General features: G+C 58.0%; 12 protein-coding genes. 8 read left to right on the forward strand and 4 right to left on the reverse strand.

Translation table 11 applies throughout. The features are described 5' to 3' along the window. Nucleotides 1–38: 38 nt before the first annotated feature. From hslO to ACR0DT_RS10860, 8 genes are all read left to right on the forward strand, one after another. The gene (hslO, locus tag ACR0DT_RS10825; protein ID WP_480710748.1) at nucleotides 39–1016 is read left to right on the forward strand and encodes an Hsp33 family molecular chaperone HslO; all 978 of its coding nucleotides are present in this window, start codon (nucleotides 39–41) and stop codon (nucleotides 1014–1016) included. Then, on the forward strand, nucleotides 1006–1605 hold the full coding sequence (locus ACR0DT_RS10830; protein WP_480711021.1) for a CoA pyrophosphatase: 600 nt from the start codon (nucleotides 1006–1008) through the stop codon (nucleotides 1603–1605). Before hslO ends, ACR0DT_RS10830 begins: the two co-directional genes overlap by 11 nt. Continuing rightward, nucleotides 1602–2756, forward strand: coding sequence for a CCA tRNA nucleotidyltransferase (locus ACR0DT_RS10835; RefSeq protein ID WP_480710749.1), 1155 nt, complete (start codon nucleotides 1602–1604; stop codon nucleotides 2754–2756). Before ACR0DT_RS10830 ends, ACR0DT_RS10835 begins: the two co-directional genes overlap by 4 nt. A gap of 191 nt (nucleotides 2757–2947) precedes the next feature. After that, entirely contained in the window at nucleotides 2948–4786 is a 1839-nt protein-coding gene (locus tag ACR0DT_RS10840) for an ABC transporter ATP-binding protein (RefSeq protein WP_480710750.1), read from the forward strand. Then, entirely contained in the window at nucleotides 4783–6615 is a 1833-nt protein-coding gene (locus ACR0DT_RS10845) for an ABC transporter ATP-binding protein (protein ID WP_480710751.1), read from the forward strand. The genes ACR0DT_RS10840 and ACR0DT_RS10845 overlap by 4 nt, the downstream gene beginning before the upstream one ends. Before the next feature lie 57 nt (nucleotides 6616–6672). Further along, nucleotides 6673–7902, forward strand: coding sequence for a class I SAM-dependent RNA methyltransferase (locus ACR0DT_RS10850; RefSeq protein ID WP_480710752.1), 1230 nt, complete (start codon nucleotides 6673–6675; stop codon nucleotides 7900–7902). Between the two features lie 20 nt (nucleotides 7903–7922). Beyond that, nucleotides 7923–8708 carry an ion transporter gene (locus tag ACR0DT_RS10855; RefSeq protein WP_480711022.1) on the forward strand — a complete coding sequence of 262 codons (786 nt, stop codon included), beginning with the start codon at nucleotides 7923–7925 and terminating at the stop codon, nucleotides 8706–8708. A gap of 57 nt (nucleotides 8709–8765) precedes the next feature. Further along, complete coding sequence (locus ACR0DT_RS10860) at nucleotides 8766–9284, forward strand: L,D-transpeptidase family protein (protein ID WP_480710753.1); 519 nt, start codon at nucleotides 8766–8768, stop codon at nucleotides 9282–9284. On the opposite strand, the gene ACR0DT_RS10865 is transcribed toward ACR0DT_RS10860, so the two are convergent. From ACR0DT_RS10865 to ACR0DT_RS10880, 4 genes are all read right to left on the reverse strand, one after another. Next, nucleotides 9268–10713: a nodulation protein NodH gene (locus ACR0DT_RS10865; RefSeq protein ID WP_480710754.1), complete on the reverse strand. Its 1446-nt coding sequence runs from the start codon at nucleotides 10711–10713 to the stop codon at nucleotides 9268–9270. The two genes, ACR0DT_RS10860 and ACR0DT_RS10865, sit on opposite strands and share 17 nt — an antisense overlap. A 6-nt stretch (nucleotides 10714–10719) precedes the next feature. After that, nucleotides 10720–12420, reverse strand: coding sequence for a DUF5927 domain-containing protein (locus tag ACR0DT_RS10870; protein ID WP_480710755.1), 1701 nt, complete (start codon nucleotides 12418–12420; stop codon nucleotides 10720–10722). Further along, nucleotides 12417–13403, reverse strand: a complete 987-nt coding sequence (locus ACR0DT_RS10875; RefSeq protein ID WP_480710756.1) for a glycosyltransferase family 2 protein — start codon at nucleotides 13401–13403, stop codon at nucleotides 12417–12419. The genes ACR0DT_RS10870 and ACR0DT_RS10875 overlap by 4 nt, the downstream gene beginning before the upstream one ends. Nucleotides 13404–13568: 165 nt before the next feature. Next, nucleotides 13569–14495, reverse strand: coding sequence for a glycosyltransferase family 2 protein (locus tag ACR0DT_RS10880; RefSeq protein WP_480710757.1), 927 nt, complete (start codon nucleotides 14493–14495; stop codon nucleotides 13569–13571). Between the last annotated feature and the right edge of the window lie 67 nt (nucleotides 14496–14562).

A 14562-nucleotide genomic window follows, 5' to 3' on the forward strand; every position in this document is an offset into this window, starting at 1 on the left:
GTGCCGGTATGCCAACCCGTGGCGTGTAAGGAAACCCCATGTCTCTTGGAACGAAAATCGCGTGGGACGATACCGTCCTGCCCTTTCAACTCGATTTATCTGATATGCGCGGCCGCGTGGCCCGTCTGGACGGTGTGCTGGATGGCATCCTGAAACAGCATGATTATCCGGAAAAGGTCGAGGCTCTGGTGGCCGAGATGGCCCTGCTGACCGCTCTGATCGGTCAGACCGTTTCGCTGCGCTGGAAGCTGTCGCTGCAGGTGCAATCCAAAGGTGCGGTGCGCATGATCGCGACTGATTACTTTGCGCCAAAGGTCGAAGGTGAACCAGCCCGCATCCGGGCCTATGCCAGTTTCGACCGTGATCGCCTGACCGACGGTGCGCCGTTTGATCAGGTGGGCGAAGGTTATTTTGCCATCATGATCGACCAGGGCAAAGGCACGCAGCCGTATCAGGGGATCACGCCGCTGACCGGAGGCTCGATTAGTGCCTGTGCCGAGGCGTATTTCGCACAGTCCGAACAGCTGCCGACACGGTTCTCGCTTAGCTTCGGGAAATCGACCGAGCCGGGCGTCGGTGAACATTGGCGCGCGGGCGGCGTCATGCTGCAGCACATGCCCAAGGCTTCGCCTTTTGTCGCTACCGGAGACGGAGAAGGTCAGATTCTAACCGCCGATGATCTGGTTGACGGAGAAGAGGGTGAAAACTGGGGCCGTGTCAATATCCTGTTGGATACGGTCGAAGATCTGGAACTGATCGGGCCTTCGGTGGCGCCGACCGACCTGTTGATCCGACTGTTCCACGAGGAACAGCCGCGGGTCTATGACGCTCAGCCCGTGCAATTCGGTTGTACCTGTTCGGAAGACCGCGTGCGCCAAAGCCTGTCGATCTATTCGGCCAAGGACATCGAAAAGATGACCACGCCCGAAGGCAATGTAACCGCAGATTGCCAGTTCTGCGGTGCCCATTATGTGCTTGATCCAAGGTCAGTCGGCTTTGATGCGGATGACGCCTGATCCATCAGACCAGCTGCGGACGGCCCTGCGTCGCCCCGGCCACGGGTCGAGCGATTTCGACCTGAACCCCGAAACCATCCTGCCCGAAGGGCGCAAGCTGCGCCCGGCAGGGGTGCTGGTGCCAATCACGTTGGCGGCCGATACGCCACGACTGATCCTGACGAAACGATCCTCGGCCCTGAAACACCATCCCGGCCAGATCGCTTTTCCGGGCGGAAAGCAGGATGAAGGCGACGTGGATGTCACCGCCACGGCCCTTCGTGAGGCGCAAGAGGAAATCGGTCTTCCACCCGACCTGCCCGAGATTTTGGGCCACCTGCCAGCGCATGAAACCGTCACCTCATTCACTGTGACGCCGGTTGTGGCGATCCTGCGTGACTCGTTCCAACTGATCCCCGAACCGGGTGAAGTGGACGAAGTGTTTTCGGTTCCACTTGCACATGTGCTCAACCCTGCGAATTATATCGTTGAATCGCGCCGCTGGCGTGGTCACAAACGGTATTATTTCACGGTGCCGTTCGGCCCCTATTACATCTGGGGTGCGACGGCCCGCATGTTGCGGGGTTTGGCTGCACGGGTGAGTGAATGACGCAAATATCCGAGGCCTGGGTTTCTGACCCGGCAACGCAAAAAGTCTGCGCGGCGTTGACTGACGCTGGTGCGCAGGCCTTGTTCGTCGGAGGCTGTGTACGCAATGCTCTGCTAGGTGCGCCGGTCTCGGATATCGACATCGCCACCGATGCGCGCCCCGAACGGGTGATGGAGCTAGCGCAGGCAGCGGGCCTTAAGGCTATCCCCACCGGAATCGACCACGGCACCATTACTGTGGTCAGCGGCGGTGCCCCGCATGAGATCACCACTTTTCGTCGCGACGTCGAGACTGATGGTCGCAGGGCCGTTGTAGCTTTTTCCGACAAGGTGGAAGAAGACGCCGCACGCCGCGATTTCACCATGAACGCGATCTATGCGCGGCCCGATGGCAGTCTTCTGGACCCGCTGAATGGGTTGCCCGACCTGCAAAACCGCCGCGTGCGCTTTATTGGCTCTGCCGAGAACCGCATTCGCGAAGATTACCTGCGATCCCTTCGCTATTTCCGGTTTCACGCCTGGTATGGTGATACTGAGGCTGGGTTTGACCCAGACGCTCTGGCAGCGATTGCGGCTAATCTGGACGGTTTAGAAGGCCTTTCTGGTGAGCGGGTCGGGGCCGAGATTCTGAAGCTTATGGGCGCGCCCGATCCTTCACCCTCGATTGCGGCGATGCGCCAAACGGGTGTCCTGGCACAGCTGTTGCCGGGGGCCGAGGACCGTTCGCTGGCCTCTCTGGTCGCACTGGAACAGCAGGCTGGTGCTGAACCCGAACCCATCCGCCGTCTGGCTGCCATTGCGACGCCAGAGATCGCCAAGACCCTACGCCTGAGCAAAGCACAGCTGCAACGTCTGACCCGAATGCGGGATGAGGCATCCGGCACCGCCAGTGTGGCGGAGCTGGGGTTCCGCTATGGCGAAGAGGGTGGTTTGCACGAAACCCTTCTGCGCTGCGCCTTCCTTGAGCAGCCGTGGACCGATTCCCTGCGAAACGACCTGCACAAGGGGGCCGAGGCTGATTTCCCGATCAGGGCCACCGATCTGATCCCCGATTTCACCGGCCCCGCGCTGGGCAAAAAACTGTCCGAGCTTGAGAAGCGCTGGATCGCATCAGGTTTTACCCTGACCCGCGATGAATTGCTGAGCATCTGAAACGAAGTCTCAAAAGGGGATGACAAATCAGTTTCTTTGTGGTTTCGTGCGCCTGTCACATAAATGGAGGGATGCGAATGTATTACGGGATCTGGTTCGGCTAAAGCCGGAACACTTTAACCCGTAGGGGTGGTGTTCTGGCGCCATCTTTCTTCGCATGACCTGTTATCTGCTCAATCGGAGCACTCTCCATGTTTCGCTATTTCGAAAACCTCGTTGACCCTTTTGCTGATTATACCGAGACCGACGCGCCGCCCACGCAGCTGTGGCCGTTCATGCTGGATTATTCGCGGCCGTTCATGCGGGTGTTCTTCTGGACTGCTCTGATTTCGATCGTCGTCGCGGCGGTTGAGGTCGGGCTGATCTACTATATGGGTCGGGTAGTTGACCTGCTGTCCGGTTCCCCTGCCGAGGTTTGGCAGAAACACGGCACCGAACTGATCCTGATGGCCGTGTTTGTTCTGCTATTGCGGCCGATGCTGCATGTGGTTGATGTTCTGCTGTTGAACAACACGATCCTGCCGAACTTTGGCACCATCATTCGCTGGCGTGCGCACAAACATGTGCTGCGGCAATCGGTTGGTTGGTTCGAGAATGACTTCGCGGGGCGCATCGCCAACCGGATCATGCAGACGCCACCCGCCGCAGGCGAGGCGGTGTTTCAGGTTTTCGACGCGATTTCCTTCTCACTGGCTTATCTGATCGGTGCGGCGATCCTGTTGATGGCCGCCGATCCGCGTTTGCTGTTGCCGCTGCTGATCTGGTTTGCGTTCTATGCATTGCTGGTGCGCTGGACGGTTGCACGGGTTGGCCCGGCGTCCAAGGCGGCGTCCGATGCGCGGTCGGCGGTGACGGGGCGAGTGGTGGATAGTTACACCAACATCCATTCGGTCAAGATGTTCGCTCATGATGATCAAGAGTTGGACTATGCCCGCGAAGCCATCGCTGAAACCCGCCGCACCTTCCAGGTTGAGATGCGGATCTTTACCATCATGGATGCAGTTCTGGTCACGCTGAACGGCCTGCTGATCGTTGGCGTGGTCGGTTGGGCCATTGCCTTGTGGATGCAGGGCAGCGCCACGGTCGGTGTGGTCGCGGCAGCGACCGCGCTGACCCTGCGGCTGAATGCGATGACCGGGTGGATCATGTGGGCGCTCACCAGTTTCTTCCGCCAACTTGGCGTAGTGGCCGAGGGGATGGAGACGATTGCCCAGCCTATCGACCTGCTGGACGAGTCGGATGCAAAGCCGTTGCACTTGACCAAGGGCCAGATGGAGATTCGCAACTTGTCGCATCACTACGGTCGTAAAACGGGTGGTCTGGATCATATCAATCTGACCATTCAGCCGGGCGAAAAGATCGGTCTGATCGGGCGGTCTGGTGCCGGAAAATCGACCCTAGTTAAGCTACTTTTGCGGTTTTATGATGTGGAGCAAGGCGCAATTCTGATTGATGATCAGAACATCGCGGGCGTCACGCAGGACAGCCTGCGCAGCCACATCGGTATGGTGCAGCAGGACAGTGCCTTGCTGCATCGATCGGTGCGTGACAACATCCTCTATGGTCGTCCCGAGGCGTCCGAAGAACAAATGATTGCCGCCGCCAAACAGGCTGAGGCGCATGAGTTCATACTGGACCTGCAAGACCCGCAGGGGCGAACCGGGTATGACGCGCATGTGGGTGAACGGGGCGTGAAATTGTCCGGTGGTCAGCGTCAGAGGGTGACGTTGGCGCGGGTGATCCTGAAAGACGCGCCGATCCTACTGTTGGACGAGGCCACTTCCGCCCTAGATTCCGAGGTCGAAGCGTCGATTCAGGAGACCCTCTACGGCATGATGCAAGGTAAAACCGTGATCGCCATTGCCCACCGGCTCAGCACCATTGCGCAGATGGACCGTATTTTGGTCATGGATGGAGGCAGGATCGTAGAACAGGGTGGGCATTCCGAGCTGTTGGCGCATGGGGGGCTTTACGCTCAGTTCTGGGCGCGGCAATCTGGTGGCTTCCTGAACCCGGAGGCTGCGGAATGAAGGCTGCCGACCTTATTAATCCGTTCAAAAATACCGAAACGCCCCCGCCGCAAACGCTGGGGGCGTTCATACGCTGGTGCTTGTCCGGCGCGTGGCCGATGATCTTTGTCGCGGCCAGCTTTTCAGCCATGGCCGGCGCAATGGAGGCCGGGACGGCCTGGATGCTGGGTCTGGTGATAGACATTGCCAACGACAGCGGACCGCAGAACTTTTTCAAATCGGACAATCTGTGGATGATACTGGGCGTCGTGGCGTTTTTCATGCTGTTGCGTCCCGCACTATTCGGGCTGTCCTCGGTGACGAATAATTACATCGTCATGCCCAATGTGCCGCCGCTGGTGCTGGCCAAGCTGAACCGCTGGACGCTTGGGCAATCGGTCACCTATTTCGACGATGATTTTGCAGGTCGGATCGCGCAGAAACAGATGCAGACCTCGAACGCGCTGGCCTCGGTCGTGTCGGAAACGATTAGCGCGATTGTGTTTGCGTTAGCCTCGCTTGTGGGCTCTTTGCTTTTGTTAGGGTCTATTCATCCTTTGGTGATGTTGCCTTTTGCCGCGTGGTTGGCAGTGTATTTTCTGCTGATCCGCTGGTATCTACCACGCATTCGGGCTCGATCCGCGGCGCGTGCTGGCGCACGCGCGATGGTGTCCGGACAGGTTGTCGACACCATCACCAATATTAAGACTGTGAAACTGTTCGCCCATTCCGCGTTCGAGGATCAGGCCGCGCGAAACTCGATGGTCGACCTGCGGGAAAAGATGTTGGCCTTTGGCGCGCTGTCCGCCAGCTTCCGATTTATCCTGATGGTGCTGGCCGGGGTACTGCCGGTTTTGCTGTTGGGCGCGACGTTGCTGCTGTGGCGGAACGGAGTCGCGACGGCGGGAGATATCGTGGCGGCAGGCGCCGTTTCGATCCGGATCGCGCAAATGACCGGCTGGGTCAGTTTCACGCTGATGGGGCTCTATGCAAATGTGGGTGAGGTCGAGAACGGCATGAAGACGCTGGCCAAACGCGACCGGGTTGAAGATGCAGCCCAAGCGACCGCGCTGACCGTGACCGAAGGGCAGATTGATTTCGACCATGTCAGTTTTGCCTATGGTCGTGATGTGGGGGGTGTGTCCGATGTGACCATGACCGTGCATCCGGGCGAGAAACTGGGGATTGTCGGGGCATCGGGCGCTGGGAAATCCACTTTGGTTTCGTTGCTGCTCAGGCTCTATGATGGGGAAAAAGGTTCCATCCGCATTGATGGGCAGGATGTTTCGCAAGTGACGCAGGACAGTTTGCGCAGCCAGATCGGCATGGTCACGCAGGAAACTGCAATGTTTAATCGCTCGGCGCGTGAGAATATCCTTTATGGCCGTCCCGATGCCTCGGAGGATGAGATGATCGCGGCGGCGAATAAGGCCGAGGCGCATGAATTTATCCTCAGCCTGGAGGATGCCGATGGTCGCACTGGTTATGACGCGCATCTGGGCGAACGGGGTGTGAAACTCAGCGGCGGTCAGCGGCAGCGGATCGCTTTGGCGCGCGCCATCCTCAAGGATGCGCCGATCCTGGTGCTGGATGAAGCGACCTCGGCGCTGGATTCCGAGGTCGAGGCGTCGATCCAAACCGCGCTGCACCGGGTGATGCAGGGCAAGACGGTGTTGGCGATTGCCCATCGCCTGTCCACGCTTAGCGAGATGGATCGGATCATCGTGCTTGATCAGGGAAAGATCGTTGAAACCGGCACCCATAACGCGTTGCTTGAGCAGGGCGGCCTTTATGCGCGGTTCTGGCATCGCCAGTCGGGCGGGTTTATTCAGGCCGAAGCCGCCGAATAACGCGCATTGTGCGCAAAGGGGTTTTGTTGCGCTCAAAGCCCCGGTATCAGGCCCCCTATGACGCAGCAGTTCACCATAACCCGCTTGGGCCATCAGGGCGATGGCATCGCCGACGGCCCTGTTTACGCTCCGCGCACTCTGCCGGGTGAGGTGGTAAGTGGTACATTGGTAGGGCAGCTGCTGACCGACATACGGGTCGAAACACCCACGGACCAGCGGATCAAAGCGCCCTGTCGACATTATAAGGCGTGTGGCGGATGCCAGTTGCAGCACGCCGCGGATGATTTTGTCGCCGATTGGAAGGTAGACGTGGTGCGAACTGCGCTGGCGGCGCAGGGGTTAGAGGCGCAGATGCGCCGGATCCACACCTCGCCTGAACGGTCGCGCCGCCGTGCGACGATTGCTGTGCGGAGAACCAAAAAGGGCACGTTGGCCGGGTTCCATGGCCGAGCGTCTGACACGATCACCGAGATTACCGATTGTCGTCTGCTGGACCCGGCTCTGATCGCCGCCATACCAGTGGCCGAGGCGCTGGCGATTTTGGGCGGCAGCCGCAAAGGCGTTCTGGCCGTGACGCTGACCCTGTCCGAAGGTGGACTGGATGTGGCTGTCAAGGGTGGCAAACCACTGGACGGCCCGTTGGAGCTGACCTTGGCGCAGGCGACTGAGAAGCACGGGTTGTCGCGGCTGAGCTGGGATGGGGAGGTGATCGCCATGCGCCAGCCTCCGGTACAGCGCTTTGGGGGTGCGGGAGTTGTGCCGCCGCCCGGAGCGTTCTTGCAGGCGACCAAGGAGGGTGAACAGGCTCTGTTACAGGCTGTTTTGCAGGCAACTCAGGGCGCGAAGCGCGTTGTCGACCTGTTTGCTGGTTGCGGAACCTTCTCGCTGCCTCTCGCTCAAACCGCCGAGGTTCACGCGGTCGAAGGTGAGGCCGCGATGACAGATGCGTTGGATCAGGGTTGGCGTCGCGCGCAAGGATTGAAACGCGTCACGAACGAGGCCCGCGACCTGTTCCGCCGCCCGCTGATGCCGGATGAGTTAAAGTCCTTTGACGCGGTGGTCATCGACCCACCCCGCGCCGGGGCCGAGGCTCAGGTTGCCGAGCTTGCACAGGCGCAACGCCCGGTGATCGCCTATGTCTCGTGTAACCCGGTGACCTTCGCGCGAGATGCAAAAATGCTTGTTAACGCAGGCTACACCCTTGAATGGGTACAGGTGGTGGACCAATTTCGATGGTCGTCACACACGGAACTTGCCGCGCGGTTTGTATTGGGGTCCGCATCATGAGCAGACAGGAGAACGTCACGATGGGATTCAATCAGCGCCTGCTGGACATCATTGAACATCCCGCATTTGGCCGGTTCATCACCGGGGTCATTATTTTCAATGCAATATTGCTGGGGATGGAGACGTCTCCGACCTTGATGGAAGCAGCCGGCCCCCTGATCGTGACGCTGGACAGTATCTGTCTTGCCATTTTCGTCGCCGAGATCGCCATGAAGCTGGTGGCGACCGGACGGCGGTTCTTTCTGAACGGCTGGAATGTTTTCGATTTCATCGTAGTTGGCATCGCCCTGATCCCCAGCGCCGGGGGGCTGTCGGTACTGCGGGCGCTGCGAATCCTGCGGGTTTTGCGGGTCATCTCGGTTGCGCCACGCCTGCGGCGGGTGGTCGAGGGCTTTATCTCGGCACTGCCGGGCATGGCCAGCGTGTTCCTGCTGATGGCGATCCTGTTTTATATCGGCGCCGTGATCTCTACCAAGCTGTTCTCGGTGTCTTTCCCCGACTGGTTCGGCGATCTTGGCCTGTCCGCCTATACGCTGTTCCAAATCATGACGCTAGAAAGCTGGTCGATGGGGATCGTGCGCCCAGTGATGGAGGTCTATCCTTATGCCTGGTTGTTCTTTGTTCCGTTCATCATGGTCACCACCTTTGCGGTGGTGAACCTGCTGGTCGGTCTGATCGTGAACTCGATGCAGGATGCGCACCATGCCGAGGACGAAGTGCGAACCGACGCCTACCGTGACGAAGTACTGGAACGGCTGGAAAGCATCGAACGTCGCCTAACCGAGCAGCAACACATCAAAAAGTGATTTCAGTTTTTGCGTATTCTGGCATAATACAAAAAAAAAGAGCAGCAGGCAGTGAACATGGATCGTCGAGCATTTGGATTGGGCGCAATGGCAACGCTGAGTCTCTCAGCATGTGCCTCGGCAAGCCCCAGATTTCTGACTTATGATGGACCCGAGGTGACCTCTTTGGTCATCAACAAGGGCGCGCGGAAGATGTATCTTCTGCACAACGAGAAAATTCTCAAAACATACGATGTCAGACTTGGTTTTGCGCCTACTGGGACAAAGACCAAGCGCGGCGACGGTCGTACGCCCGAGGGCAGCTATCTCATTGATCGGCGCAACCCCAACAGCAGTTACCACCTGTCGCTTGGGATTTCGTACCCGAACTCTCAGGACATTGCACAGGCAAAAGCGGCGGGGGTTGACCCGGGCGGCGACATCTTCATTCACGGTGAGCCCAAGAAACGGTCCGAGCGCAAGCGGGCCAAAAAGACACCGGATTGGACCGCGGGTTGCATCGCCGTCAAAAACGAAGAGATCGAAGAGATCTATGCGATGGTGAATAAGGGAACGCTGATTACACTGCGTCCGTAAGCGGTTTCCAATTCCCGAACCCGAATTGTACGTAGTCACGCTGGTAGGCCTCGGCCGCCAGCGTTTCTAGTTTGTCGTCATAAATATCCGCCAGTGTGAACGGGATATCAGGTGCGCAAAGCCCTGGTGTTGGTGGGCTGTCATGCCCCATCTGCCGGGCCATTCCGGGCAGAGCCGTGACGATCTCATCCTCACGCAGGATTAGGTCGGGGAGGGCGAATGATGCCATGCCGTCAAGGGCCTGCGATTGGCTGCACCAAATCCCATCCACGCGAATGGGCGTCTGTCCGGCCAGGTTCTGGCGCAGGAATTTCAGGAAAGCTGAAAACGCTTCATAGTGCTGATCCACCGGGTAATTGTCCTGACGCAACTGACCAGGGATCGGAATTTTGAACCGGTTGCGCAGCAAATTTCGGATTTTCAGATATGCGCCGGGTCCGGTGTTGAGAATGTGAGAACAAAAGGCCGTATGCGCTCGTGCCAGAGGATGTTGCAGAACCGTGAATTTCCGGTGTCCGGGATGGGTTTGCAACCATTGGCGCATTTGTTTACGGGTCAGATTGGTGATCAGCCTGTCAGTGCTGGCCGAATCCAGTTCTGCCATCCATTGCGTCACAAGTGCCTCAAGCCCACCGCGTATTGGCATATACATCAAAGGAGTCTGTGGGGTGGTAACGTAGTTGCCGACGGTTGGTCCGCGCCGTGGTTCGAAATTTGGGGTGCGGTGTAGGTTGAATCCGTCAATCCGGGCCAGTCCATGCTCGGCCTCGTCCGGGTTTGTCATTTTGGACAGGGCTGGATCGGGGTTCTGCGGCTTGATCGTGTCATCAATCGAACTCAGCCGTGCCGAAACGCCCAGCCAGGCGGCCAGACCATTCAATACGTCCAGATTGGTCAGGTCGTCATAGGCAATGTAAAACCCGGTCTGGCCCGTTCTTTGAAGAGTATTGAGTAGCAGGAGCTGAAAGTCCTGCTGTCTATCCAGATATGTCTCGAACTCTTCGGCGTCGAATTCAACCTGTGCCTCGCGGCGGCGCTTGATGTTTTTCAACTGCCATTGCTTGGTTTCCCGCGCGATTTTCAACGAGACGTAACTGTCCAGCGGATTGCGCGTCAAAATGATCTTGGCACAGCGTGGATCAGCTAAAACAGGCTCTAATACACGGGGATCGTGGCCCTGAAAGAACCGAAACCCGTTCAATTCTCCCGGAGCAGTCTTGATAGCCCGCACTAGTTTCATCGGATCACTGTCACGGTCGTTTAGCGTGACATCCAGCAGGTTTTCGGATTTGAGGCGACCGATAAAATGCGGGTTGAATGCCTCACCAAAGCTGGTGACGCCCTCAAGCGCATTTAGGTTGAACTCAAGCAGGTTGGATCCGGTGCGCATGGCGGCGAGAATGACGAAATAGTCGAACCTTGATGTCATGACGGACTATTGCACCAGATAGGGTTTCTTGAAGGGCCGGATCTGAGCACCGAAAACATCATCCACCGGAAAGTCCCCCATCATATAGGGATGCATGCCCTGGTTCTTAAGGTTCTGCAGGAATTGTCCAAAGCCGGACAGATCCACCATTTTTGGTGCCTCAGTCAAATGGCTGGCGCGTTGGGTGCCGATTTCTTCGATCACGGACTGCATGGGCTCCATCGGCGATTCCACAAATTCCGCCAATGACCAGGTGCGCACCCGCGCCTTGGTCCAAACCGATCCAAGAACCTCTAGCTGTTTGGTTTCTATCTGTTGCAGGCGTGCGGCCTCGCAACGGATGTCGGCAAAGTTCATATTCGAACGGAATAGCGGGATCGCCCAGGCTCCGGTGATGACCGAGACTTGCGCGTTCTTGTCCCGCGCCAGAAACCAGTTGATCTTTTGCGTATCGCCGGGGCCGAACTGAAAGCACTGCCTCTCGCCACGCGTGTTCCAGATCAGGTTCGAGACAAAGGCCGTTGGGTTATAATCGCGCAGAACAGCGCAATCGCTGAGCGCCCCATTGGTGATCGTGTCACCATTTGCGAATACGGCCCGTTCGGGGCCAAACAGGTGCCCATGGACCCGGGCGCCTGTTGCCTCAGCCAACCAAGGTTCGAAATCCTCGAACAATTCGGTAAAACCCTGAAACACCGAATAGGGAAAAGAGGTTAGGCCGTTCTCGCTGCCATGGCGAGGAAAGCGGCTTTGCATGTACAGCCCGTCGCGGCCGCGGGTTCGACGTTCGACCGCTTTGGAAAACACCCGATCGATCTTGCCAGGATTGGGTTCTGTCGGCCGCATAGCACTGTGCTGATCGGTTAGAAATGCCTGATACAACCGATCTGCGCGCGGCCAGATTTTCCGAGCCACGAAACAGTCCGAGCGGCGTAACAGCTGCAAATGGTCGTCATAGAAGATGTGTGGCCGCCCTTGGTAATCGAACTTCGACAAGGTCAACGACCGGCTTTCGATATGGGTGGAATAGAGCCGCGCCAGTGTCTGAAAATAGCTTTCATCCGGTATCCAGACACGGCGGAAGTAGCGATCATAGGTTCGCCGCTTGGGGTCCTGTAGGATCGCCGACAGGGTTTGGCGGGTCAGGCACCACCATTGGCTGCCCATATGTGGCACCAAACCATCGGGAATCTTACGGCGCATCCCGATGGCACGTTGCAGTTTCACATATGCATCGAACAATTTGCGATTCCGGCGCCAGGAAAACGGAAAGCGCAGGGTAAATCGCTCCTGATCCAGCCCGCCGATGGTCCAGCTGACGTCTGCGGTCGTGGCGCTTTCGATGAAATCGACACGCGGTCGGTCGGAAAGATAGTCGATCAGTTCATCCACGGGCCGAAGCGGCAGGCAGGCCCCTGAAGACAGGTAGACGTGGTGCACATCCGGAAACGCCTCAAGCATCAGTTCGGCGGCTGATTGCGAGGCTGCGACGATGCCCCAACTGCCCCATTCGCAGATATGACGCTCAGAAAACCGGATCAGTGGTTCATCAGCGCATGAGGCGATAAATTCGGAAAAAACCCGGTCGGGGACTTTGTGGTCCACATGGATCACCACCGGGCAACCCGATGCCGTCCAGTGACGCGCCACCTGCTCGGCCCGGTGCAGCGCCGTGTGCACTAGCATGACAACGCCCAGACGGTTCATGCCCAGTTTCCTTTCGACATGAGGCCAAGGATCTCAAGCTGACGCCAGTTGATGTATTTCTCGGAGCGGTCGCACCAGAATACCGGTTGCTCATCCAGCCCCTTGGCATAGGCGCGATACTCGCCTGAGCGGCGGTAATGCTGGCCGCGCTGCATCTCTTCGTGAGCTTTTTCGCTCAACGTGCTGATCAGCTTGGCGTGCAACAGCGCGCCGCTGGTTTTTTCGCCGCCCCATTCGTCATAGACTTGGTTCAGCCCACGCGGCAGCAGCGAATGGGTCGAACTGACATAGACATACCGCCGGTCCCATTTGACCAGAGGGATCTTATTCAATGCAGGCGCCTGCAAGGGGGTGTCGCGGAAGAAGACGCGTGCACGAGGTCCTCCCTGAATCCAGAGGTTCTTATATTCGGGATTCTTGGTGATCATGTAGTTGCCGGCATCAAACCAGCGGGCGATCTGGAACGGGTCCTGCCCTTCACGATAGGGTTGGTCATCCACGGGCCCTTGCGGATACATGTCGATCAGCATGGTGCCGAAACTGCGCACCGCGCAGCCGTCCAGCCAATCGGTCAGGGCGCGGACCGGGCGAGTGTCGCAGAACGGGTAGATAAAGAACTCATCCGGATCGACCGTCAGAACCCAATGCCCGTGCGCGTATTTACGCAACAGGTAATTCGACCAATCCAACCCAAACGAGGCCCGTTTGTAGCTGGTATTCGTCTGCCAGACCGATGCGTCAGGTTGGCTGGCCAGATATTCGCGAGAACCGTCATCGCTGTTGTTGTCGATGAACAGAAAATGATCGATGCCCAACTTGCGGTAATATTCCAAAAAATAGGGCAGGCGGATTTTCTCGTTCCGCAAAACGCTCATCAGCAGGACATCGTCGCGCCGGATGTTGGCAGTGTTGTCCGAAACTGGCTTTAATTGCCTACGCTTACGCAGGCAGCGCGCAAGGCGGCGCTTGCGCCGCAGTCTCATCCGGTATGAATCCAACAGGCTCACGCGTTTGCACTGCCTTTTTTGTTACGCGAGCATGCCCGGGGCTGGATGATCCAGAGTGGTGCCGGGCAGGTGCCGTTTTATGCCATCGTTGCATCTTTCAAGGCAACGACTTTAAAAACCGTTAGTCACATATGCTGCTTTTCAGCAAACTTTCCCCATCAGGCCCAATTCCTGCAACTGAGCCCAACCCTCATACCTAACGGACTGTAGGGTCCACAGGTCGGGGCGGTTTCCGATCGCATCATAATATGACTCAAATAGGTCGGGATCATGAAAATGCTGGCGGCGGGTTTTCTCGGTTTTTGATTTGCCCACCACTTCGGGCAGGAATTTGGTGTGCAGCAACACGCCTGATGGGGTGTTTCCGCCCGGCCCGTCATAGGCTGAATTTAGATGCCGGGGCAGGGCCGAGTGGCATGAGTTCACATAGGCATATCGCCGCGACCAGCGCACCAGAGGTATTTTGTTCAGCGTTGGCGAACGCCTGGGCCGGTCCGTAAAGAACATCCGTTCCCGTGCGCCTCCCTGGACCCACAGGTTGCCCATCGGGCTTTGTCGTTGCGCCCGATAAGGGCCGGGGTCGAACCAGTTGAGGGTCTCGGTCGGGTCCGCCTGGGGGTCATAGGCCTGCGCACCCAGCGGGCCCTTGGGATAGAGGTCCAGCATCAGCGCGCCGAACGCAGCGCGTCCTTGTTGGTCCAATTTGGTTGTCAGATCGTGCAGAGATTTGCTGTCATGGTTGGGGTAGATCAGCAGCTCATCCGCGTCCACCATCAGGGTCCAATGGCCGTGGCCATAGCGCATTTGCAGCCATGTCACCCAATCCAGCCCATAGCGCGCGGCGCGATAGCTGGCTGTGGTCTGCCACAGTGACACATCCGGCTGTTCGAGCAGGAAATCGACCGAGCCGTCATCGCTGCCGTTATCCACGATTAGGAAATGGTCCACGCCCAGCGCGCGGTAGTGGTGGAAGAACCACGGAAGCCAGTTGATTTCATTGCGCAGCGTGGTGAAGGCCAGAACAGCGCCGGATCCGATCTGTGAGGTCTGATTCTTGAGGCAGGTCATCTGATGACGACTGCGAAAGGATCGCCACAGCAAACGCCGCCGTTTCAAACGCAACCGGTATTTTTGA

The organism is Ruegeria sp. BI11 (assembly GCF_056538005.1).